Source organism: Ruegeria sp. YTSA135, assembly GCF_059610165.1.
In genome coordinates, this window is record NZ_JBXWNC010000013.1 from 17,553 (window position 1) to 40,190 (window position 22,638).

Here is a 22,638-nt window from a genome sequence, read left to right on the forward strand (position 1 = left end):
CCGGCCCGCAGTCCCAATGAAAGACTCCACAGTTCTGAAGCTAAACGGGCTGAGCAAACGGTTCGGCCCGGTCATCGCTAATGACGATGTCAACCTGACCCTGAAAAAGGGTGAGGTTCTGGCGTTGTTGGGCGAAAACGGCGCGGGCAAGACCACGCTGATGAATATACTGTTCGGGCACTACCTGCCCGATTCAGGCACGATCGAGGTCGCGGATGAGGCGGGTGTGCTACACCCGCTGCCTCTGGGGCATCCTCAGGTCGCGCTGGCCGCGGGCGTGGGCATGGTTCACCAGCATTTTACACTGGCTGAAAACATCTCGGTTCTGGATAATATCACGCTGGGGTCCGAACCCCTGTTCGCAATAAGCCGCAATCGGCGTGCCGCAAGGCGAAAAATCGAGTCTATTATGGCGCAAAGTGGCTTGAATGCGCCGCTGGATATGCGTGTTGGGCGACTGTCCGTAGGCGAAAGGCAGAGGGTCGAGATCCTCAAGGCGTTATACCGGCAGGCGCGGATTCTGGTGTTGGACGAACCAACGGCGGTGCTGACCCCGCAAGAGGCCGACGCCCTGTTTGAAAACATCCGCATGATGACGGATGAGGGGCTGTCGGTGATCTTCATCAGCCATAAGCTGCGTGAGGTTCTGGCTTTTTCCGACCGGATCGCCGTTCTACGCCACGGGAGGAACGTGGGTGAGATGGCCACGTCGGAGGCGGACGAGAAATCCATTGCCCGCATGATGGTTGGTGCCGACACTCCGGAACTGGCAAGCACTAAGATGGCTCCGGGCGCACCGGTTTTGACGTTGTCTGACATCTCGGTCGCGGGCCGTTCAAAGCGCGATACACTTAACGGACTAAACCTGACTGTGCATGCGTATGAAATCCTGGGAATTGCCGGGGTGTCAGGAAATGGTCAAACCGGGCTGGCAAACGTGATCTCAGGTACAGCTGTGCTTGAACAGGGTCTAATTAAGGTAAACGAAGCCAAAATTGACGCCCCAAACCCTACAACGATGGTGCGGGCCGGCGTCGGTCGCATTCCTGAGGATCGTCACCACGAAGGCATTGTCGGGGCGATGAGTGTTGCGGAAAACATGATAATTGAACGGCTGGATGACCCCGATGTGCAGTCGCGCGGTCTTTTGCGGCGCGAGGCGATTCAGGACAACGCGGAACGTCTGGCCAAGGCCTATGACGTACGCGGGCCCGGCGTGGATGCGCCATCACGCCTATTGTCTGGCGGCAACATCCAGAAACTCATCCTAGCCCGTGTTTTTGAGCGTTCCCCCAGCCTGATCCTTGCCAACCAACCAACGCGTGGTCTCGATATGGGGGCTGCGGCCGAAGTCGGGCGTCGCCTGCTTGACGCGCGCGCGCGCGGTGCGGGTGTCGTGCTGATTTCGGAAGACCTTGATGAAATCTTGGGCCTTGCCGACCGGATCATGGTGATCCGCGACGGCGAATTGCACGAGGCCCCCAGTCGCGATAGGGAACAGATCGGGCTGATGATGGCAGGAGAACCGGCATGATCCGTATTGAGCCGCGCCAGACCCAGTCGCGCGCTTTCGCAGTGGGTGTCCCCATCCTGTCTGCCCTGATCGCACTGGCCTTCGCTGCCATTCCTTTAATGGCCGCTGGGGCGAACCCAATCCAGGCGTATGGCGAGATGTACAAGGGTGTTTTCGGCTCAGTTTTTGCTTTTTCCGAAGTTCTGACGCGCGCTACGCCACTGATTTTTACCGGTTTGGCCGCCGCTTTGGCGTTTCGCGCCAAACTTTGGAATATCGGTGCCGAGGGGCAGCTGTATCTGGGGGCGATGGCTGCCGTGGCGATTGGATCAGGAGTGTTGGATGTGCCCGACCTCTTGCTTCTGCCTCTGATTGTCGTCCTGGGTGCAGCGGCTGGTGCGGCGGGGATGGTTGCCCCGACCTATCTGAAAACCCGTTTTGGCGCGGATGAGGTTGTGACCACGCTGTTGCTGAATTTCATCATTCTGATCTTTGTGCAGATGATGCTGGAGGGCCCACTGCAAGACCCGATGAGCCTGGGCTGGCCGCAATCTGCCCCGGTTCTGGATCAGGGAATGCTGCCCCCCCTGATCGAGAGGATGCGGGTTCATTCCGGGCTGATTTTGGCTCTGATACTGGCTGGTTTGGCTCAATTCATGCTGGCGCGCTCTGTCTGGGGCTTTCGGGTGCGGGCTGTAGGGGAAAACGCCGCCGCCGCGCGCCATGCCGGGATCAATGTTAAACGTTCGCTATTTGGCGTTGCCATTCTATCGGGCGGTGTGGCCGGTCTGGCCGGTGTCAGCGAAGTCGCCGGGCTGAAAGGATACCTGACATCGGACCTTTCACCTGGCTTTGGGTACACGGGAATCGTCGTGGCGATGCTGGCGGGTTTGTCACCTGCAGGCGTGGTGATCGCGGCGTTGTTCATCGCATCTGTCTTTGTCGGTGCAGACAGCATGAGCCGCGCCATGGGCGTGTCATCCTTTCTGGCTGATCTGGTCGTATCAGTTTCGTTGCTCTGCGTACTCGTCGGCGGTTTCTTCGCTCGATACCGGGTCGTGCGGGCCAGCACCACGAGGGCAGCATCATGATGGATATTCTCAACATCCTTCTGTCCGAAAGCTTTTGGGCCGCGTCCCTGCGCATCGCAACGCCGCTGATCTTTGGTGTCTTGGGCGCGCTGATCTGCGAGAGGGCGGGCGTGCTGAACCTTGGGATTGAAGGTATTTTTGTCGTCGGCGCGATGTGTGGCTGGATGGCGGTTTGGCTGGGCGCCGGGCTGTGGGGTGGCGTTCTGGTCGCTGCGTTGGCCGGGGCGTTTTTTGGCCTGCTGCATGCCATTCTGACGGTGCCACTTGGGCTGTCCCAGCACGTTTCGGGCCTAGGGATCACTCTGTTTGCCACATCGGTCAGTTATTATACGTACCGCACTGCGCTGCCGAATGTTTCCTCGCCACCCCGGATTGAGCCGTTTCAGCCGCTGGATCTGCCGGTGCTGTCCGATTTACCCTTTTTAGGGACTGTCTTGTTCCAGCAAACCGCATTGACATGGCTGGCCCTTTTGCTGGTGGCTGTGGTCTGGTACGTGATGAACCGCACCGCGCTGGGCGTGGCCGTTCAGGCGGTCGGGGACAACCCCGACAGTGTCGACGCGCAAGGTCTATCGGTCTACGGGCTGCGGATTGGCGCCATTGTTGTTGGTTCGGCCCTTATGGCGCTGGGCGGCGCGTTCCTGACGATGAGCGCCTTTGACGCGTTCTTCTTCGGTATGGTCAACGGGCGCGGCTGGGTTTGCATCGCGCTGGTGATCTTTGCCAGTTGGAGACCGGGCAAAGCGCTGTTGGGTGCCCTGCTGTTCGGCGCGTTCGATGCCTTGCAGGTACGCCTGCAGACCGAGATCGGCGCGTTGGTGCCCGGTCAGGTATTCCTGATGGCCCCCTATATCCTGTCGATCATCGCGCTTGTTGTTGCGGCGCGGTCGGCGGACTATCCTCGCGCATTGCTTTCCCCCTGGTTCAAAGGCCAAAGATAGGAGCCTGCATGTTCGACCTGATCGTAAAAAACGCCACCCTGCCTGATGGACAGACCGGGGTGGATATCGCCTGCATCGATGGCAAGATCGCTGCGGTTGAGCAATCGATCACCGCCGAGGCGCAAGAGGTCATGGATGCCGGGGGGCAACTGGTCTCTCCGCCTTTCGTAGATCCGCATTTCCACATGGACGCGACCTTGTCACTGGGCACGCCGCGCATGAACGTTTCAGGCACCTTGTTGGAGGGGATCGCGCTGTGGGGCGAGTTGAAGCCGATCCAGAGCGTAGACGATATCATCACCCGCGCCTTGCGCTATTGCGAGCTGGCTGTGGCCAAGGGTATCGGCGCAATCCGTAGTCACGTAGACACCTGCGATGACGAACTCAAGGGTGTGCAGGCTTTGCTTGAGGTCAGGGAACAGGTGAAGGACTATCTGGACCTGCAACTGGTCGCTTTCCCGCAAGACGGGGTGCTGCGTGACCCTACCGCCATGCAGAACACGATCCGCGCCTTGGATATGGGTGTAGACGTGGTGGGCGGTATTCCTCATTTTGAGCGCACCATGGCCGATGGGGCCGAGTCCGTCCGTCTGCTGTGTGAAATCGCAGCTGAGCGTGGGTTGATGGTCGACATGCACTGCGACGAAAGCGACGATCCGCTGAGCCGCCATATCGAGACCTTGGCCTATGAAACCCAACGTTTGGGTCTAAACGGCAGGGTTGCGGGATCGCATCTGACGTCCATGCATTCAATGGACAACTACTATGTCTCAAAGCTGATCCCGCTGATGGTTGAGGCCGGGGTGCATGCAATTCCGAACCCCCTGATCAACATTATGTTACAAGGTCGGCATGACGCGTACCCCAAACGCCGGGGCCAGACCCGCGTGCGTGAACTACGTGATGCCGGGATCACCGTTGGCTTTGGCTCGGATTGCGTCATGGATCCGTGGTACTCATTGGGGAAGGCTGACATGCTGGATGTCGCCTTTATGGGGTTGCACGTCGGGCAGTTGTCCAGTCGGGCAGACATGGGCTGGTGTTTTGATGCGGTGACCGAAAACTCTTCCCAGATCATGGGGTTAGAGGGGTATGGCATTGCCAAAGGATGCGCGGCAAATTTCGTTCTGCTGCAAGCCAGCGACAGGATTGAGGCGATCCGGCTGCGCGCGCATCGATTGGCTGTGGTGCGCAAGGGGCGCATCATCGCGCGGTCAAACCCGGTCACATGCGACCTGAGCCTGCCCGATGGGACAAAAACCCTGGACGAGGCGCGGGTGCCATTCAGTTGATTCGGGGTACTTTCCCCCGCGTCTTCATTTTCAAACACAATCTAGTGTTGCAACTGCTGAACTGATCTGGATGATCGGGTTTACTACGGCCGCAGCAAGCGGCCGGCCGTTGCAATGACGGCGCTAACAATAAACCGGGGAGACTATAATGATCCTAAGAAACCTGATGATTGCCGCCAGCGCCACTGCGTTGATGGCGGCGAGCGCGTCTGCTGAAACTTTGCGCTGGGCGCGGGCGGGTGACTCGCTGACGCTGGACCCGCATGCGCAGAACGAAGGTCCGACCTCGGCGCTGGCGCACCAAATCATGGAAACGCTGGTGATGCGCGACCATTCCGGCGCGCTGGTTCCGTCGTTGGCGACTGAATGGGCGCCCTCGGAAGACAATCCCAATATCTGGGTGTTTAAACTGCGTGAAGGTGTGACCTTCCATGATGGTGCCGAGTTTGACAGCGAAGATGTTGTCTTTTCGTTGGACCGTGCCAGAACACCGGATTCCGACTACAAGGAATTGCTGGCCTCTGTGAAAGAGGTGCGCGCGACCGATAAATACACGATCGAGATCGAGACCGACGGTCCGAACCCGATCATGCCCAACAACCTGACCAACATGTTCATGATGGACAAAGGTTGGGCCGAGGCGAACAACGCCGTCAAGGTTCAGGATTACGAGGGCGGTGAAGACACGTTCGCGGCCAAGAATGCCAACGGCACCGGACCTTATATGCTGGTCAGCCGCGAACCCGATGTGAAAACCGTTCTGGCAGCCTATGACAACTACTGGGGCAAGGACGAGTTTCCGTTGGAAGTGACCGAAATCATCTACACTCCGATTCAGAACGCAGCCACTCGTGTTGCCGCCTTGCTGTCGGGTGAGGTCGATTTCATTCAGGACGTGCCCGTGCAAGACCTTGAGCGTGTTGCCAGCGCTGATGGTCTGGACGTCCGCACCGCGCCGCAGAACCGCGTCATCTTCTTTGGTATGAACATGGGGGATGCGGACTTGGCCAACGACAATGTCGAAGGCAAGAACCCGTTGTCGGATGTTCGCGTGCGCCAGGCCATGTCCCGGGCAATCAACCGCGATGCGATCAAGCAGGTCGTGATGCGCGGTCAGTCGGCCCCGGCGGGCATGATCGCTCCGCCGTTTGTGAATGGCTGGAATGAGGCGATGGACAGCTCGACCACCGATATCGAAGGTGCCAAAGCCCTGATGGCCGAGGCGGGTTACCCGGACGGGTTCTCCATCCAGCTTGACTGCCCGAACGACCGCTACATCAACGATGAAGCGATCTGTCAGGCGGCGGTTGGTATGCTGGCACAGATCGGGATCACCGTGAACCTGGATGCCAAACCGAAAGCGCAGCACTTCCCGCTGATCAACAACCTGGAAACCGACTTCTACATGCTGGGTTGGGGCGTTCCGACCTATGACTCGGAATATATCTTCAACTTCCTGGCGCACACCAAGGGTGAAAAATACGGCTCGTGGAACGGTACGCGCTATAGCAACCCGGAACTGGATGCCAAGATCGTTGCGCTGGCGTCGGAAACCAACCTGCCCGAGCGTGACAAGCAGATCGCTGAGATCTGGCAAGTTGTACAGGACGAACAGCTGTACATCCCAATCCACCACCAGGTGCTGAACTGGGGCATGAAGTCAAACGTGGGTACTGTGGTCGAACCGGAAGATTCGCCCAAGATCAAGTACTTCACCCTGAACTAATCACTCAGAGTCAGTGATATGGCAGGGCGTGATCATCGCGCCCTGCCTTTTGTGTTACCCTTCAAGACCACGCCCCGGTTTGGGGCATACAGGGAAGTTCCGCCATGATCCTCAGAAACAGTGCCGTTGGTCTCGCGATGCTCATCGCCACCAGCGCTCAGGCTGCCGAGTTCAAATGGGCCTCAACCACCGATCCGCAGACGATGGACCCGCACGCGGTTAACTCTGCCCCGGTTCTTGGCTTTCTCAACAACGTCTACGAAGGGCTTGTCCGCCGCGATAAGGATATGCAGGTGGAACCAGCCCTTGCGGTCAGCTGGGAACCAATCGGTGACGGCGAAGGCTGGCGGTTCAATCTGCGCGAGGGCGTGACCTTTCATGATGGCAGCACATTTGATGCGCAGGACGTGCTGTTCAGCTATCAGCGCGCCTCGGGCGAGGCGGCGGATACCCGTAGCTGGTTCGCTCCGATCCGAGAGGTGAAGGTCGTTGACGATTATACCGTCGATTTCCTGACCACCGCTCCGAACCCGCTGTTTCCGTCGTCTATCGCCAACTGGATGATAATGGATCAGGGCTGGACCGAGGCCAATGACGCCGTTGTGCCGGACAAGGAAATTGGAAACTATGCCACGCTGAACGCGAATGGCACCGGCGCATTCAAAGTTACCGCGCGCGAACCGGGGCTGCGCACTGTTCTTGAGCCGTTTGAAGGATGGTGGGGTGAAACCGAACACAACATCACCCGCGCCGAGTTTACCCCGATCCAGAACCCGGCCACTGCCGTTGCGGCCCTTCTGTCGGGTGACGTGGATATGATCAACCCGGTGCCAATTCAGGACGTGACACGCTTGCAGGGCAGTGACGGTGTTGATGTCATTCAGGGCATCGAGGCGCGGGTCATTATGCTGGGATTTGATCATCGGGCCGAGACGCTGAAATACACCGAAGATGAGGGCAAACCGAACCCGTTCCGCGATCCGCGCGTGCGGAAGGCCGTAGCGCATGCTGTGAATGTCGATGCAATCCTCGCCACCATCATGCGTGGGAATGCCGAAGCAGCCTCGCAACTCGTCAGCCCGGCTATGAGCGGGTATTCGCAGGCCAATGCCGAACGCCCGGCCTTTGATATCGACGCCGCCAAGGTTCTGCTGACCGAGGCAGGCTATGGCGATGGATTCTCTTTCGGTCTGAAATGTCCCAATGACCGCTACCTCAACGATGAAGCGGTCTGTCAGGCTGTCGTCAGCATGCTGGCACAGATCGGGATTACTGCAGAGCTGGACGCAATGCCTGTTCGCAACTACTGGCCCGAACTGCGCGAGGACAATTACGACATGTACCTGCTGGGCTGGAGCCCGGGGACCTTTGATGCGGAACATCCGGTGAGATTCCTGGTCGCAACACCCAACGAAGAGAAAAAGCTGGGCAGCTGGAACTTCGGCGGTTTCTCGAATGAACGGATCGACGAGGTGCTGCCGTTGATCCAATCAGAGCTGGACGCCGAAAAACGGCAGGCAATGCTGGATGAGGTCGCGCAGATCATTCAGGATGAACAGGTTTACGTGCCGCTTTATGTCCAACCGTTGCTGTGGGGGACGCGCAGCAATATCGATCTGACACAACGCCCGGACAATTTCTTCCTGCTGCGCTGGGTGACGGTAAACTAATTGGCGGGAACTTGACGTCTGGATGGTGGCGATAACTTGACCACTTGGTCAGCACTGGCCTAGACAGACAGACCAACGGGGAAAAGTGAATGTTCGCATATATTGTCCGAAGGATGTTCCAATCCGTGATCGTTCTGCTGGTCGTGGGTCTGGTAGCATTTTCGATGTTCCGCTTTGTCGGCGATCCGATCGACAACATGCTGGGGCAGGAAAGAACACAGGCTGACATCGACCGCCTGCGTACTGAGCTTGGGTTGGATCAACCATTCCCGGTGCAGTATTTCAAGTTCCTGCAAGGCGCGGTGCAGGGCAATTTCGGTGTGTCGTATCGGCAGGGCCGCCCGGTTTCCACCATCATAGCCGAGCGTGCGCCCGCGACGTTGGAACTGGCCTTTGTCTCCGGTGTCCTCGCGATCACGTTGGGCATCGCACTGGGGGTCTTCACGGCGATCCGACGACAAGGGGTCGCGGCGAATGTCATCATGACGGTGTCGCTGATCGGAGTATCCTTGCCCACCTTCCTGATCGGCATCTTGCTGATCTACATATTCTCGGTTGAGCTTGACCTCCTCCCCAGCTTTGGGAGGGGCGAGACCGTTATGATTGGCAACTGGTCCACGGGGTTTCTAACGACCTCGGGGCTCAAGGCACTGATCCTGCCCGCGATCACGCTGGGCCTGTATCAAATGACATTGATCATGCGGCTGGTAAGGTCGGAAATGCTTGAGGTGATGCGCGCAGATTACGTCCGCTTCGCCCGCGCCCGAGGGTTGTCGGACCGGGTGATCAACTTTCGCCATGCGCTCAAGAACACGTTGGTGCCGGTGATCACCATTACGGGCTTGCAGCTGGGCTCGATCATCGCCTTTGCCATCATTACCGAGACGGTGTTCCAGTGGCCCGGTGTCGGGCTGTTGTTCATCAACGCAATCCAGTTCGTCGATATCCCCGTCATGGCCGCTTATCTGATGCTGATCTCGGTCATGTTCGTCACGATCAACCTGATTGTCGATCTTCTCTACTATGCCATTGACCCGCGCCTGCGTGTCGACGCGAGGGCCACATGACCGATACCATCGAAACCCCGACAGCCGCACCCAAGTCGCGTTTCGCCAAATTCTGGGACAGCGATTTCGCGTGGTCGTTCCGGCATTCGCCTGTGGCGATCATTGCGTCGCTTGTGGTGAGTGTACTGGCGTTGGCGGCGATTTTCGCACCGCTGATTGCGCCCTATAACCCGTTTGATCCGGCAACCCTGAACCTGATGAACGGATTTACCCCGCCAAGGACGCCAAACGCATTCACGCAAGAGACATTCCTGATGGGTACCGACGATCAAGGACGGGATGTATTCTCGACCATCCTATACGGCATGCGCATTTCGCTGTTCGTCGGTGTTTCGGCTGTTCTTCTGGCGATGATCATCGGCGTCATCCTGGGGTTGATGGCTGCTTACTTTGGCGGCTGGACCGAAACCATCATCATGCGCATCGCGGATGTTCAGCTGACGTTTCCGGCCATTCTGGTGGCCATGCTGATCTTTGGTATCGCCAAGGGCGTGACCCCGCCTGAATACCGGAATGAAATGGCAATCTATGTGCTGATCATCGCCATCGCGCTGTCCGACTGGGTGCAATTCGCCCGCGTGGTACGGGGTGCTGCGCTGGTTGAGAAGAACAAGGAATATGTGCAAGCCGCCCGCCTGATCGGGCGCGGGTCGATCCCCATAATGTTCCGCCATATCCTGCCCAACGTGCTAAGCCCGGTTCTGGTGATCGCGACGATCTCGCTGGCGCTGGCGATTATCGCCGAGGCAACGCTCAGCTTCCTTGGTGTCGGTGCCCCGCCGACGCAACCGTCGTTGGGAACCTTGATCCGTATCGGGCAAGGCTTCCTGTTCTCGGGTGAGTGGTGGATCCTGTTCTTCCCGGCCTGCACCCTTCTGGCGCTTGCGTTGTCTGTGAACCTGCTGGGCGACTGGCTGCGCGACGCGCTGAACCCCAAGCTGCGGTGATTTCATGAGCCTTCTGACGATCAATGACCTGACAGTCGAATTCCCGACACGCCGCCAGCTGTTTACTGCGGTGGACCATGTGGATCTGTCGGTTGAACCCGGTGAAATCCACGGTCTGGTGGGCGAATCCGGTGCTGGTAAATCCACCATCGGCGCCGCGATCATGGGCTTACTGGATCGGCCCGGCCGTATCGCCAGCGGCACGATCAAGCTGAGCGGTGAACAGATCAGCGGTCTGGACGCCGAGGCGATGCGCGGGCTGCGTGGCAAGAAAATCTCGATGATCTTCCAGGACCCGCTGACATCGCTGAACCCGCTGTTCACGGTGCGTGAGCAGCTGGTCGAGACGATACAGGCCCATCTGGGTGGTTCGGACGCCGAGGCGAACAAGCGCGCCCGTGACCTGATCGACCGGGTGGGTATCCCTGACCCCGATACGCGGTTGGATCAGTACCCGCACCAATTCTCAGGCGGGATGCGGCAGCGCGTGGTGATTGCGCTGGCGCTGTGTACTGAGCCGGATGTGATTATTGCGGATGAACCGACGACAGCGCTGGATGTTTCAGTTCAGGCGCAGATTCTGGATCTGATCAAGGAACTGGCGACCGAACGTCAGGTCGGCGTGATCCTGATTACGCATGACATGGGTGTAATCGCGGACACCACCGACAAAGTGACCGTCATGTACGCGGGCAAGGTTGTTGAGACTGGCCCGACTTCACAAGTCATGGGGCGACCCAGCCACGAATATACCAAGTCGCTCATTGCTGCTGTGCCCCGCCCTACGCTCAAGCTGCACCGCTTCCCGCAGATCAGCTATGGCGGGCGTGAAACGCGCTTCGCGATCGAGGATATGGCCCGCCACTGGCCGAAGGTGGACAACGACACCTCCAAGCCGGTGTTCGAGATTCGCGACCTGACCAAGAAGTTCCTGCAACGCAAAGGTCTACTGCCTTGGGATCGCACCTATTTCACGGCGGTGGATCAGGTCAGTTTTGACATCCGTGCGGGTGAGGTTTTTGGTGTCGTGGGCGAGTCCGGCTCGGGCAAATCCACCGTCGCCCGGATGATCGCGGGGCTGTATCCGGTGGATGGCGGAACCATCACGTTCGAAGGGCAGGTGGTGAGCGACCTGAAAAACCGGGCGGCCCTGGATGCATATCGCAAGAACATCCAGATGATTTTCCAGGACCCGTATTCCTCCCTCAATCCGCGTATGCGGGTGGATGATATTGTGGCCGAACCCATCCGCCATCACCGTCTGATGGACGGCGCCGATATCAAGCGCCGCGTTGATGAGCTGCTGGATCAGGTTGGGCTGGGACATGAGGCGGGGCTGAAATACCCGCATGAGTTCTCGGGCGGTCAACGTCAGCGAATTTCCATTGCGCGCGCGCTGGCCACGCAACCGCGTTTCCTGATCTGTGATGAGCCAACCAGCGCCTTGGACGTGTCAATTCAGGCGCAAATCCTGAACATCCTGAAGGATTTGCAAGAACATCTGGGTCTGACCCTTCTGTTCATCAGCCACGATCTGCCGGTGGTGCGCCAGATGTGCGACCGGGTCGCAGTGATGAAACAGGGCAAAGTTGTGGAATTGCAAGAGACCAACAGCCTTTTTGCCAATCCGCAGACCGAATATGCCAGTGAGTTGCTTCGCTTGATGCCGAGATTGGATGACCTGTCGACCGAGGGACTAAGCGCCGAGGGTTAAGCCGCCGGTCAATATGGCAGGCGCCCTAACTTTGTTCATGGCTTGGGTGCGACCTGCCATCATGCGGGCTCTGCTACACGCTTTAAGGCTCCAAAAACGGATGTTCGGGGAACAAACCTCGCTTGGAGTCTCGCTTTTGCCTCGGCATGCCAGAGGTTTGCTTTGCGCATGTCCATTTTTATCTGCCCCCGACATTTCTCCGAATTATTCGTCATAATGACGTAACTTTCGACGCTTTCGTCAAGAATGCCCCTGCGGTTCGAACAGCCCAAGCCTCATACTTTTGAGAAACCAAAAAAGGAGGCGCGTCTTGAGCTGGAGCATTTGTGTCATAGGGGCAGGTAAAATCGGTCAGATGATCGCCAGCCTGCTGCAATCATCATCCAATTACTCGGTCACGGTTGCCGATCGGGATTTGGCCGCGCTGGCGGTTCTCAACAAACAAGGGATTGCAACCCGGCAGATTGATGTGGGGGATGAGGCGCAATTGGCCCAAGGGTTGGCGGGGTACAATGCGGTAATCTCGGCTGCTCCTTTCTTTTTGACGCCGACAATTGCAAAGGCGGCGAAGACCGCAGGCGCGCACTACTTCGACCTGACCGAGGACGTGGCCGCCACCAATGCCGTGCGCGCTTTGGCCGAAAACAGCGAAACAGCATTTATGCCGCAATGTGGTCTTGCGCCGGGCTTTGTCGGAATTGCAGGGGCCGCCCTGGCCGACGAGTTTGATGAGCTTGACAGCCTGCACATGCGGGTGGGCGCTTTGCCGCTGTATCCGACCAATGCGTTGAAATACAATCTGACGTGGTCCACGGACGGCCTGATCAACGAATACTGCAACCCCTGCGACGCCATCGTGAATGGCGAACGGGTCAAGACCGCACCTTTGGAAGACTATGAAGTGCTGGGCCACGACGGGGTTGAGTACGAATGTTTCAACACGTCCGGTGGGTTGGGTACGCTGCCCGAAACACTGGAAGGCAAGGCGCGGGCAGTGTCCTATCGCTCGATCCGTTATCCCGGGCATTGCGATATCCTGAAGCTGCTGCTCAAGGATCTGGGGCTGGAACGCCGCCGCGATTTGCTGAAGGATATCTTTGAAACCGCCCTGCCGCGCACGGATCAGGATGTGGTTCTGGTTTATTGTACCGCAAAGGGCATGATCGACGGGGCGCTGCGCGAGAAATCCCTGATCAACAAATCCTTTGCGCGCACCCTTAACGGGCAGGTCTGGAGCGCCATTCAGATCACCACCGCCGCTGGCGTTCTGGGCGTGGTTGACCTGATGCGGACGGGGGCCGTGCCCACCAAAGGTTTTGTTCGGCAGGAACAAGTGAAACTGTCCGACTTTCTAAACACTGAATTTGGCCGGCTGTATCGCGCCGGTGACGAAACCAATCAGAACAAGGCGGCCTGAGATATGAAAGATATTGTGATGACTGCGCAAACCACACTTGCAAACCTGGACCTGTCCAAGGCCGAACTGACAGGCGGTACGCTCAAAGTGACCTCGCCCATCGACGGCAGTGTTCTGGCTGAGGTGCATCAAACGCCCGAATCCGAGATGGAGGCAGTTTTTGCCCGGTCCAAGGCGGCCTTCAAGGCATGGCGCACGGTTCCGGCCCCTCGCCGCGGAGAATTGATCCGCCTTCTGGGTGAAGAATTGCGCGCTGCCAAAGATGACCTTGGTGCCTTGGTCAGTTGGGAGGCGGGCAAGATCACATCCGAAGGTTTGGGCGAAGTGCAGGAGATGATCGACATCTGCGACTTTGCCGTTGGTCTGTCGCGCCAGCTTTATGGTCTGACCATTGCGTCCGAACGTCCAGGCCATCGTATGATGGAGACATGGCACCCGGCGGGTCCGGTCGGCGTGATCTCGGCCTTCAACTTCCCGGTTGCGGTCTGGTCATGGAATGCGGCGATTGCGCTGGTCTGTGGTGACACGGTGATCTGGAAACCGTCCGAGAAGACTCCGCTCACGGCGATGGCCTGCCAGAAGATATTCGAGCGCGCGCTGGCGCGGTTTGGCGATGCGCCCGACCATCTGCTGCAAACGGTGATCGGTGGTGCCGCGCTGGGCGAGGCGCTCGTGGCCAGCGAAGACGTGCCCGTGATCTCTGCCACCGGCTCTACCCGTATGGGTCGCGCGGTTGCCCCGGTCGTGGCGCTGCGGTTCGGCAAGTGCATTCTGGAATTGGGTGGAAACAACGCGATGATCGTTGGCCCGTCGGCCGATTTGGAAATGGCGGTGCGGGCGATTGTGTTCTCGGCCGTTGGGACGGCTGGTCAGCGGTGCACTTCCCTGCGCCGCCTGATCGTCCACAACGCGATCCGAGAAGAGCTGCTGAGCCGCTTGAAAAAAGCCTATGCCGGTCTGCCGATCGGCAACCCGCTGGACCAAGGAACGCTGGTCGGTCCCCTGGTGGACGAAGCCGCGGGTGAAGCGATGACCGCAGCACTGAAAGCCGCGGAGGTCGAAGGCGGGCAAATATTTGGCGGCAATCGCGTGACCAAAGGTGTTCCGGACGGCGTTTACATGGAGCCTGCAATCGTCGAGATGCCGGATCAGACCTCGGTGGTGAAGACCGAGACTTTTGCCCCGATCCTTTACGTCATGGGGTATGACGACTTCGACGACGCGATCGAGATGCAAAATGATGTGCCGCAGGGGCTATCCTCGTGTGTGTTTACCCTGAACATGCGTGAGGCCGAACAGTTCCTGACCGCCGCCGGCTCAGATTGCGGTATCGCCAACGTAAATATCGGACCATCAGGGGCCGAGATCGGAGGCGCATTCGGCGGTGAAAAAGAAACTGGCGGCGGGCGCGAAAGCGGGTCTGATGCATGGAAGGCATATATGCGACGTCAAACCAATACGGTGAACTATTCCGCTGAACTACCGCTGGCGCAGGGCGTGAAGTTCGATATCTGATCAACGGTCCGGCGGCGTCGACAAGTGCCGCCGGATCAATCCGCGAACAAGTAGTCCAGCCGCAGGACGGAATTTGCCTGTTCATTCGACACACCTAGAAACTCGGCTATCGCCTCCGCGTTCTCGGCTTGTGTGTTGGTTTCTCTCATAAGTGAGTATCCACTGAAACCTGCCGCCCGGATCAACTCGGATTCGTGGGCCAACGCGTTGCGCAAAGCTGGCACAAGGCGGGCCACAGTTTCCGTCGGGCTGTTTTCACCGGCCAGACCAACCCGGCGGGCATGTCCGATCAGGTAGTCGTCGGAATATTCGCACTCGATCTCAAGCACGTGCGTTTCGGCCTGGTCGGCACAGAAATCCTGAATGATATCGAGATTGGCGGGATCGACGCAGAGCACCAGCTTGCTGGCGCCAAAATGGTCGAACAACATACGCAGGACCGCCCGGCGGTGGCGCGAGCGTTTCTCCAGCGTCGCCTCGATACCACCCAGATCGGGCAGGGGCGCACCCTCTTCGTTGAACAGATATTCGATGCAGGGGATTTCTGTCTCGGACCTGATTTGATGAACAAGACGCTTGGCCACGTGCCATTTCTTGCAGGCGATCAGCAATATCTGACGCTCGGACCCCAACGTATTGCCCGCCTCCCAGAACCGTTGCCCGAAACGGCGGCCAACACGGCCACGTCCGGTCAGAAAGCTGTAGAGGTTTCGCCCCTCATCCGAGATTTTGAATTCGACCCCTTCGCTGGCATAAAGCGCGCCCAACCGGTCCTTCAACTCATGCGCTTCGGGGCTGATCTTCCGGGCGAACAGGTAGTTTTGTCCCAGCAGCATGTCATAGTGGTCGTTATAGAAGGTCACCGGCATTCCATAGTCTGAGAACATCAGAAAGGTTGGGGTGCGGTTCTCGATCTCTTCCTTGGGAATCAGGTGACGGACAAGGGTTTGGAAAAATGTTTCGTCCGGTATCCATGTGGTCGAGAAAAACCGGATCACGTCCGTGCGCTTTTGCCGGAAATCGAGGATCATCTCAATTGTGCGGCGGCGCAGACACCACCACTGGCTGCCGATCGTAACCTGAAGATCAGCCGGAATGTCGCGCTTCAGCCCAAACCGTTTCTGAAGGCTAAATGAGGCGTAAAATAACGTGCTCTGAGTGCGTTCATTAAAAAAGTGGCGATAGATCAGCCGGTCCTCTTTCATGCCGGTTTTGATCCAGTTGCTCGCAAAGAAATCGTGACTTTCGATGAAATCCCTTTCGTTGTGGTCCAGAAACCAATGCGCATATTCGGCGGTTTTGATGGCCATGCAGTCACCGGACAGCATGTAGAAATGCGTGGCCCTTGGGAACGCTTCTACCGCAACCTGCAAAGCATTCAGGGTTGCTTGCACCAGGGACCACTCGCCCCAGCCGCATTTTACACGCTTGGCGGCAAAAACCACATTCGGGTTGTCCTTCAGTGCACTAAAAATACGGTCATAGGCCTGCGTACTGGCCCGTGCATCAAAGTGTATCGCCATGCAATCGCCTGCGGCCGTCAGCTGCTCTGCCTGCGCAACAATCGCGTCAGGGTCTTTATGGCACAATAGAATATAGGCAATCCTTGCCATCTTGTGTCTGCGATGTCCGTTTCTGCCTGTTTACACCCTGATACTGAGGATGAGCGATTGAATAAACAGATTAATTTTGGTTCTTTGGCAACCAGAGCAGAAGTGCGTTGCGAGTTCCTACACGTTGAGGAGGCACAGCAGATGGGTTTTCCCGGTGTTTGGATGACCGAAAGTGAAAGCATGATCTATAGGGTCGTGCCGAAATGTGCCTGCTCGACCATTGGCCAGATCATGTACTACTCGGATCATGGCCGCTTTTTCGACGGGGACATTCACGACGCCACGCAGGGGTTGCACAAATGGGCCTTTGCTGACAGCCAGGACCGGATTTCGAAAACTGTGCGCGAACATACGTCCTACTCGTTTACTTGTGTGCGCAATCCGTACACGCGGATACTCAGCTCATTCTTCGATAAGATTTGCGGCATTCAGCGGAATGGCAGCCGGTATCGTGGCAATTTGGTGCCGACATTGATCTATAATTACGGGATCGAAGTTGGTGGAGACGACGGCAAGGGAGAATTTGATCAGATCGCCAGCTTTCGCCGGTTCCTGCTGTTTGCGCGGGATACGATCCGCTGGCGTCGGCCAATGGATCCTGACATCCACTGGTCGGCCATGTCGGGTCACGTTTCGACTTTCATTGTGAATGGTGGGCGGTACGACCAGATATTCTGGACCGAGAAATTCAATGACGGGATGCAGGGCGTGTTGGACGCGTTGGAAACCCCACATCCCGTGTCCCTGTCCGAAATCCCGCGATTCAATGAATCCGAAGGGCACGGCCCCAAACGCGCGCATCCGGTCGAGGATTATTTTGACGATCTGTCGATGCATCTGGTCTATGAAATCTACAAACAGGATTTCGAGCTGTTCAGATACGATTTCGAAAACCCGGCAAACAAGATGCCGGTGGGTGAGATTGACCTGGACGAGATCCACGCCAAGTTGGGGGATTGATCTAGTCTGCCCCAACAGGCCGGGGCGCTCCCGCCCATCGTCAATGTCTCTGGCGAGACATCTTCTCTGGTTAGGCCGGGCGCCGCGCTGCGCGCGGCCCAAGACTGATGGAAGCATCGGCGAAGCCGATGGTGCCGGTCAGACGCGGGAGCCTTTGGGATTTGGGTGATCGTCCGGTCCACGTGGCGCGGACCGGTTGAGATCAGACCTGACGCACGGCACCTTTCGCCGCGCTGGTGGTCAGCTTCGCATAGGCTTTCAGTGCCGTGGACACCTTGCGTTTGCGCGGCTGGGCAGGCTCCCATCCTTTTGCGTCCTGCGCCTTGCGGCGTTCGGCCAGTTCTTCGTCGGACACGGCCAGATGGATAGTCCGGTTGGGGATATCGATCTCAATCGTATCTCCGTTCTGCACCAGCCCGATCTCACCGCCCTCGGCGGCTTCGGGTGAGACGTGGCCGATCGACAGGCCCGACGTGCCGCCCGAGAACCGACCATCGGTCAGCAGGGCGCAGGCTTTGCCCAGCCCTTTGGATTTTAGGTACGATGTCGGGTACAGCATCTCTTGCATTCCCGGACCGCCGCGCGGGCCTTCGTAGCGGATCACCACGACGTCGCCCTCTTTGACCTTGCCGGTCAGAATATCGTTGACTGCCTGATCCTGGCTTTCACAGACATAGGCTGAACCGGTGAATGTCAGGCTGCTTTCATCCACGCCCGCGGTTTTTACGATACATCCGTCACGCGCGATGTTGCCGAACAGAACGGCCAGACCGCCATCTTGACTGAAGGCGTGTTCCTTGGTCCGGATCACGCCGTTTTCGCGGTCAGTGTCCAACTCTTTGTATCGGTTCGACTGGCTGAACGCCTGTGTGGTGCGCACACCACCCGGGGCCGCCTTGAACAGATCCTGTGCCTTGGGGTTATTTGCAACCGTGATGTCCCAGTTGGCAATCGCCTCACCCATGGTCGGTGTGTGAACCGTGTTGCAGTGCTCGTGGAACAACCCGGCCCGGCTGAGTTCGCCGAGGATCGAGAAAATGCCGCCGGCGCGGTGGACGTCCTCCATATGTACATTCTCGGTGTTGGGCGCGACCTTGCACAGGCAGGGCACCTTACGGCTCAGACGGTCCATGTCGCTCATCGTGAAGTCGACGCCGCCTTCATTGGCAATGGCCAGCAGGTGAAGAACGGTGTTGGTGGAGCCCCCCATGGCAATATCCAGGCTCATCGCGTTTTCGAAGGCGTCAAACGTGGCGATCTCGCGCGGGAGGAAGCCCTTTTCGTCCAGCTCATAGTGACGTTTGGTGATTTCAACGATCCGGCGACCGGCTTCAAGGAACAGCTCTTTGCGGTCAGAATGCGTGGCCAGAGTCGAGCCGTTGCCCGGCAGGGCCAGACCCAGCGCTTCGGCCAGGCAGTTCATCGAGTTCGCGGTAAACATGCCCGAGCACGACCCGCAGGTCGGGCAGGCGTTCTCTTCGATGTGCTGAACCTGCTCATCGGTGAACTTGTCGTCAGCGGCGGCAACCATAGCATCGACGAGGTCGATCTTCTTAGCTTCCAAATCTTCGATGTCGATCTTGCCGGCCTCCATCGGGCCACCCGAGACAAAGATCGCTGGGATGTTCAGGCGCATGGCGGCCATCAGCATGCCGGGCGTGATCTTGTCGCAATTCGAGATACAGACCATCGCATCGGCGCAATGCGCGTTGACCATGTATTCGACCGAGTCCGCGATCACTTCGCGCGACGGCAGTGAGTACAACATGCCGTCATGCCCCATGGCGATACCGTCATCCACCGCGATGGTGTTGAATTCCTTGGCAACACCGCCTGCGGCCTCAACTTCGCGCGCGACCATCTGGCCCAGATCTTTCAGGTGTACGTGGCCCGGCACAAACTGGGTAAATGAGTTGACGATAGCGATGATCGGTTTGCCGAAATCGCTTTCGGTCATGCCTGTGGCACGCCACAGGCCGCGGGCACCGGCCATGTTGCGGCCATGAGTGGAGGTTCTGGATCGGTACATTGGCATGATGCTGTTTCCCTTTTGCCCCGGTTGCGATATGCGGGATATGTGCGTTATAACGCACGTACCATATGTGCGCTATAACGCACAAGGGGATTCGAAAGACGATGAAGATGGCACCGGACGAAATCACACTGAAGCTAAGGGATGTGCGGGCCGCCGCGGGCTTGAGCCTATCCAAGGTGGCAGAGATGACCGGTGTCAGCAAAGCAATGCTGGGCCAGATCGAGCGCGGCGAATCCAGCCCGACCATCGCAACGCTGTGGAAGATCGCAAAAGGGTTCCAACTACCTTTAGGCGCTCTTATCGGTTCGGAAACGCTGCGGGAAACGCCCGGTTCGGACGTGTTTCGTACTGTGACTTTCCCCGGCAGTCTTGAGGTCAAGATCGTGTTTCCCTTTGATCCCGCGCTGCGGGCCGAAACCTTTCATGTTGATCTTGCTCCAAACCAGAGCCACGAATCCGCAGCCCACGCCACTGGCGTGACCGAAGAGGTTTTTGTCCTGCATGGATCGCTTGAGATTCTGCGCGATGGCGAATGGGTTCCGTTGCGGGCTGGGCAAGGACTGCGGTTCGCCGCCGATTCACCGCATGGCTACCGTGCCGGTGATCAGGGCGCGGCGTTTCTGAATATGCACCACTACGCGCAGCTTGACGCTCTGGCCGCGATCGGCTGATTCAAGGAGTGAAGTATGGCCGCATTGCTGAACAGTCTGACGCTGGCAGATGCCATTGGGTCTTTTGGGGCGCTGGTTGTCGTAGCCGCCTATTTCGCCACGCAGATGCGGATGATGAATTCCAATGACCTAGCCTTTCCGGTCCTGAACCTCGCCGGGTCCATTCTGATCGTCTATTCGCTGCTTGAGAACTTCAATCTGGCCTCGATGCTGATCGAAGGGTTCTGGATTCTGATCAGCCTGATCGGGATTATTCAGTTTTTTCGACTTCGCCGCACGGGTTAAGCCTGCAAACCCCCTTCCAGCCTTGAACCCGCATGCCTGCGCGTATAGGGAAAAACCAACCGCGATTTGGGGAAGCTTTGATGCAGGACGATCCAAAAACCCTCGTTTCAACCGAATGGCTTGCCGCCCATATCAAGGACCCGGATCTGCGGATTCTGGACGGGTCTTGGTATCTGCCGCAACAGGGGCGGGACGCCAAGGCGGAATATGACGCGGGTCACATCCCGGGCGCGCGGTTCTTCGATATTGATGAAATTTCCGACCTACGCTCGGACCTTCCACATATGGCTCCGCCGGTTGAAAAATTTATGTCGCGCTTGCGGGCGATGGGTGTGGGCGATGGTCATCAGGTCGTGGTCTATGACGGCGCCGGGCTTATGTCCGCCGCGCGGGTTTGGTGGCTGTTCCGGCTGATGGGGCAGGAGAATGTCGCCGTTCTGGATGGCGGTATGCCAAAATGGCAGGCCGAAGGGCGCGAGGTCGAAGACCTGCCCCCCGTCATCCGTGACCGCCATATGACCGTGCGTGTGCAAAATCATCTGGTGCGCGACGTGACGCAGGTTTCAGCTGCCGCCAAACTGGCGGATCATGAAATCATAGATGCCCGGTCGGCAGGCCGCTTTTCCGGGGCCGAGGCTGAGCCGCGCGAAGGCTTGCGTTCTGGTCATATTCCGGGGTCGCGAAATGTACCGTTTGGCAATTTGCTCAATAAGAATGGCACTATGAAGTCACCTGACGAATGCCGTGCCATATTCGAGGCCGCAGGTGTCGATCTGTCGAAACCTGCTATTACGTCCTGCGGATCGGGTGTAACGGCTGCGATCCTCAGCCTTGCGCTGGAACGCATGGGCAAGAAAGACCATTCGCTTTATGACGGCTCCTGGGCCGAATGGGGTGCCTTCCCAACCCTGCCCGTCGCAACCGGAGAGATCTGATGTTCGAGAACCTCAAACCGCAGCCCGCCGACAAGATCCTGGCGCTGATGCAGATGTACCGCGAAGACCCGCGCGACAATAAGATTGATCTGGGTGTTGGCGTCTATAAGAACGCCGAGGGTATCACTCCAGTCATGCGGGCGGTGAAAGCTGCCGAAAAACGTATTCTGGAAGAGCAGGAGACCAAGGCCTATACCGGTCTGGCCGGTGATCCCGCTTATGCCGATGCGATGATCGGTCTGATCCTTGGGGCCTCGGTGCCGCGTGCCAATATCGCGGCCGTGGCAACCCCCGGAGGCACAGGCGCCTGCCGTCAGGCGTTTGAGATGATCCGCATGGCCAATCCTTCGGCCCGCGTTTTTGTGTCTAATCCAACATGGCCGAACCATTTGTCGATCCTGAACTATCTGGGGATCGAGACGATTCAGTACCGCTATTTCGATGATGAAACGCGTGGTGTCGACTTCGACGGCATGATTGAGGACCTGAAAACCGCCAAGGCGGGCGATGTGGTTCTGTTGCATGGCTGCTGCCATAACCCGACCGGCGCAAATCTGAACATGGTCCAGTGGCAAGAGGTTGTGAACTTAATCAACGAGCGTGGTCTGGTGGGGATCATAGACATTGCCTATCAGGGCTTCGGCGACGGTCTGGAAGAAGACGCGCAAGGCGCGCGGCTGGTGGCGTCCTCGGTCAAGGAATGCCTGATTGCAGCCTCCTGTTCAAAGAACTTCGGCGTATACCGCGAACGCACTGGTCTACTGATGGCGATCAGCGATGACGCGGAGCAAACGGCCCTGAATCAAGCGACATTGGCGTTTTTGAACCGCCAGAACTATTCCTTCCCACCCGATCATGGCGCGCGCGTTGTGACCACGATCCTCAACGACGAAACTCTGCGTGCGGATTGGGCGACCGAGTTGGAAGAGGTCCGCCTGTCCATGCTGGGACTGCGACAGCAGCTGGCGGACGAGTTGCAGCGCCTGACCGGCTCCGACCGTTTCGGGTTCATCGCCCAGCACCGCGGCATGTTCTCGCGATTGGGTGCAGCGCCCGAGCTGGTCGAAAAGCTGCGCGCCGATCACGGCATCTACATGGTCGGCGACAGCCGCCTGAACATTGCCGGGCTGAACGCGACAACCGTGCCGATTCTGGCGAAGGCAATTGTCGACGTTGGCGTTTAGACCACTCTGCGAACAAAGGAAAACCCGGGCGCGAACGCCCGGGTTTTTTGTCTGCGCGTGGC

18 protein-coding genes are annotated in these 22,638 nt (G+C 58.1%); 16 read left to right on the forward strand and 2 right to left on the reverse strand.

The features are described 5' to 3' along the window. Window positions 1-16: 16 nt before the first annotated feature. The 11 genes from AC2FIT_RS16095 (at window position 17) to amaB (ending at window position 14,893) form a co-directional block, all read left to right on the forward strand. Window positions 17-1,534: an ABC transporter ATP-binding protein gene (locus AC2FIT_RS16095; protein WP_496831065.1), complete on the forward strand. Its 1,518-nt coding sequence runs from the start codon at window positions 17-19 to the stop codon at window positions 1,532-1,534. Then, entirely contained in the window at window positions 1,531-2,604 is a 1,074-nt protein-coding gene (locus AC2FIT_RS16100; protein ID WP_496831066.1) for an ABC transporter permease, read from the forward strand. The genes AC2FIT_RS16095 and AC2FIT_RS16100 overlap by 4 nt, the downstream gene beginning before the upstream one ends. Next, window positions 2,604-3,545 carry an ABC transporter permease gene (locus AC2FIT_RS16105; protein WP_496831156.1) on the forward strand — a complete coding sequence of 314 codons (942 nt, stop codon included), beginning with the start codon at window positions 2,604-2,606 and terminating at the stop codon, window positions 3,543-3,545. Before AC2FIT_RS16100 ends, AC2FIT_RS16105 begins: the two co-directional genes overlap by 1 nt. Window positions 3,546-3,553: 8 nt before the next feature. Further along, a complete protein-coding gene (locus tag AC2FIT_RS16110; protein WP_496831067.1) occupies window positions 3,554-4,837 on the forward strand; it encodes an amidohydrolase family protein in 1,284 nt (427 codons plus the stop codon). A gap of 148 nt (window positions 4,838-4,985) precedes the next feature. Then, entirely contained in the window at window positions 4,986-6,563 is a 1,578-nt protein-coding gene (locus AC2FIT_RS16115) for an ABC transporter substrate-binding protein (protein ID WP_496831068.1), read from the forward strand. Window positions 6,564-6,667: 104 nt separating this feature from the next. Then, window positions 6,668-8,233, forward strand: a complete 1,566-nt coding sequence (locus tag AC2FIT_RS16120) for an ABC transporter substrate-binding protein (RefSeq protein WP_496831069.1) — start codon at window positions 6,668-6,670, stop codon at window positions 8,231-8,233. An 89-nt stretch (window positions 8,234-8,322) separates the two neighbouring features. Next, complete coding sequence (locus tag AC2FIT_RS16125) at window positions 8,323-9,300, forward strand: ABC transporter permease (RefSeq protein ID WP_475185314.1); 978 nt, start codon at window positions 8,323-8,325, stop codon at window positions 9,298-9,300. After that, window positions 9,297-10,247 carry an ABC transporter permease gene (locus tag AC2FIT_RS16130; protein ID WP_496831070.1) on the forward strand — a complete coding sequence of 317 codons (951 nt, stop codon included), beginning with the start codon at window positions 9,297-9,299 and terminating at the stop codon, window positions 10,245-10,247. The genes AC2FIT_RS16125 and AC2FIT_RS16130 overlap by 4 nt, the downstream gene beginning before the upstream one ends. 4 nt (window positions 10,248-10,251) lie before the next feature. Beyond that, window positions 10,252-11,961: an ABC transporter ATP-binding protein gene (locus AC2FIT_RS16135; RefSeq protein WP_068338408.1), complete on the forward strand. Its 1,710-nt coding sequence runs from the start codon at window positions 10,252-10,254 to the stop codon at window positions 11,959-11,961. Between the two features lie 310 nt (window positions 11,962-12,271). Next, window positions 12,272-13,378 (forward strand): saccharopine dehydrogenase family protein, encoded by a 1,107-nt coding sequence (locus tag AC2FIT_RS16140; protein ID WP_496831071.1) that lies wholly within the window; start codon window positions 12,272-12,274, stop codon window positions 13,376-13,378. 3 nt (window positions 13,379-13,381) lie between these two features. Beyond that, the gene (amaB, locus tag AC2FIT_RS16145; RefSeq protein ID WP_496831072.1) at window positions 13,382-14,893 is read left to right on the forward strand and encodes an L-piperidine-6-carboxylate dehydrogenase; all 1,512 of its coding nucleotides are present in this window, start codon (window positions 13,382-13,384) and stop codon (window positions 14,891-14,893) included. Between the two features lie 35 nt (window positions 14,894-14,928). Here amaB and AC2FIT_RS16150 read toward each other — a convergent pair whose 3' ends face one another. Beyond that, window positions 14,929-16,506 carry a DUF5928 domain-containing protein gene (locus AC2FIT_RS16150; protein WP_496831073.1) on the reverse strand — a complete coding sequence of 526 codons (1,578 nt, stop codon included), beginning with the start codon at window positions 16,504-16,506 and terminating at the stop codon, window positions 14,929-14,931. A 141-nt stretch (window positions 16,507-16,647) separates the two neighbouring features. On the opposite strand from AC2FIT_RS16150, the gene AC2FIT_RS16155 reads away from it, so the two are divergent. Continuing rightward, window positions 16,648-17,466 carry a sulfotransferase family protein gene (locus AC2FIT_RS16155; protein WP_496831074.1) on the forward strand — a complete coding sequence of 273 codons (819 nt, stop codon included), beginning with the start codon at window positions 16,648-16,650 and terminating at the stop codon, window positions 17,464-17,466. Window positions 17,467-17,668: 202 nt separating this feature from the next. Here AC2FIT_RS16155 and ilvD read toward each other — a convergent pair whose 3' ends face one another. Beyond that, window positions 17,669-19,501: a dihydroxy-acid dehydratase gene (gene ilvD, locus AC2FIT_RS16160; RefSeq protein ID WP_496831075.1), complete on the reverse strand. Its 1,833-nt coding sequence runs from the start codon at window positions 19,499-19,501 to the stop codon at window positions 17,669-17,671. A 107-nt stretch (window positions 19,502-19,608) separates the two neighbouring features. Here ilvD and AC2FIT_RS16165 point away from each other — a divergent pair, with 107 nt between their 5' ends. The 4 genes from AC2FIT_RS16165 to AC2FIT_RS16180 all read left to right on the forward strand — a co-directional run bounded on the left by AC2FIT_RS16165 (window position 19,609) and on the right by AC2FIT_RS16180 (window position 22,576). Beyond that, complete coding sequence (locus AC2FIT_RS16165; protein ID WP_496831076.1) at window positions 19,609-20,172, forward strand: helix-turn-helix domain-containing protein; 564 nt, start codon at window positions 19,609-19,611, stop codon at window positions 20,170-20,172. Window positions 20,173-20,187: 15 nt separating this feature from the next. After that, window positions 20,188-20,457, forward strand: coding sequence for a CBU_0592 family membrane protein (locus AC2FIT_RS16170; RefSeq protein ID WP_496831077.1), 270 nt, complete (start codon window positions 20,188-20,190; stop codon window positions 20,455-20,457). Window positions 20,458-20,537: 80 nt separating this feature from the next. After that, on the forward strand, window positions 20,538-21,392 hold the full coding sequence (gene sseA, locus AC2FIT_RS16175; RefSeq protein ID WP_496831078.1) for a 3-mercaptopyruvate sulfurtransferase: 855 nt from the start codon (window positions 20,538-20,540) through the stop codon (window positions 21,390-21,392). Beyond that, window positions 21,392-22,576, forward strand: a complete 1,185-nt coding sequence (locus AC2FIT_RS16180) for an amino acid aminotransferase (RefSeq protein WP_496831079.1) — start codon at window positions 21,392-21,394, stop codon at window positions 22,574-22,576. Before sseA ends, AC2FIT_RS16180 begins: the two co-directional genes overlap by 1 nt. The last annotated feature ends 62 nt before the right edge of the window (window positions 22,577-22,638 follow it).

Coding starts and splice junctions, on each gene's coding strand:
- AC2FIT_RS16120 (WP_496831069.1), top strand. CDS start 6,668: ATGATCCTCAGAAACAGTGCCGTTGGTCTCGCGATGCTCATCGCCACC.
- amaB (WP_496831072.1), top strand. CDS start 13,382: ATGAAAGATATTGTGATGACTGCGCAAACCACACTTGCAAACCTGGAC.
- AC2FIT_RS16110 (WP_496831067.1), top strand. CDS start 3,554: ATGTTCGACCTGATCGTAAAAAACGCCACCCTGCCTGATGGACAGACC.
- AC2FIT_RS16150 (WP_496831073.1), bottom strand. CDS start 16,506: ATGGCAAGGATTGCCTATATTCTATTGTGCCATAAAGACCCTGACGCG.
- AC2FIT_RS16155 (WP_496831074.1), top strand. CDS start 16,648: ATGGGTTTTCCCGGTGTTTGGATGACCGAAAGTGAAAGCATGATCTAT.
- AC2FIT_RS16135 (WP_068338408.1), top strand. CDS start 10,252: ATGAGCCTTCTGACGATCAATGACCTGACAGTCGAATTCCCGACACGC.
- AC2FIT_RS16105 (WP_496831156.1), top strand. CDS start 2,604: ATGGATATTCTCAACATCCTTCTGTCCGAAAGCTTTTGGGCCGCGTCC.
- sseA (WP_496831078.1), top strand. CDS start 20,538: ATGCAGGACGATCCAAAAACCCTCGTTTCAACCGAATGGCTTGCCGCC.
- ilvD (WP_496831075.1), bottom strand. CDS start 19,501: ATGCCAATGTACCGATCCAGAACCTCCACTCATGGCCGCAACATGGCC.
- AC2FIT_RS16170 (WP_496831077.1), top strand. CDS start 20,188: ATGGCCGCATTGCTGAACAGTCTGACGCTGGCAGATGCCATTGGGTCT.
- AC2FIT_RS16165 (WP_496831076.1), top strand. CDS start 19,609: ATGGCACCGGACGAAATCACACTGAAGCTAAGGGATGTGCGGGCCGCC.
- AC2FIT_RS16125 (WP_475185314.1), top strand. CDS start 8,323: ATGTTCGCATATATTGTCCGAAGGATGTTCCAATCCGTGATCGTTCTG.
- AC2FIT_RS16100 (WP_496831066.1), top strand. CDS start 1,531: ATGATCCGTATTGAGCCGCGCCAGACCCAGTCGCGCGCTTTCGCAGTG.
- AC2FIT_RS16180 (WP_496831079.1), top strand. CDS start 21,392: ATGTTCGAGAACCTCAAACCGCAGCCCGCCGACAAGATCCTGGCGCTG.
- AC2FIT_RS16130 (WP_496831070.1), top strand. CDS start 9,297: ATGACCGATACCATCGAAACCCCGACAGCCGCACCCAAGTCGCGTTTC.
- AC2FIT_RS16115 (WP_496831068.1), top strand. CDS start 4,986: ATGATCCTAAGAAACCTGATGATTGCCGCCAGCGCCACTGCGTTGATG.
- AC2FIT_RS16095 (WP_496831065.1), top strand. CDS start 17: ATGAAAGACTCCACAGTTCTGAAGCTAAACGGGCTGAGCAAACGGTTC.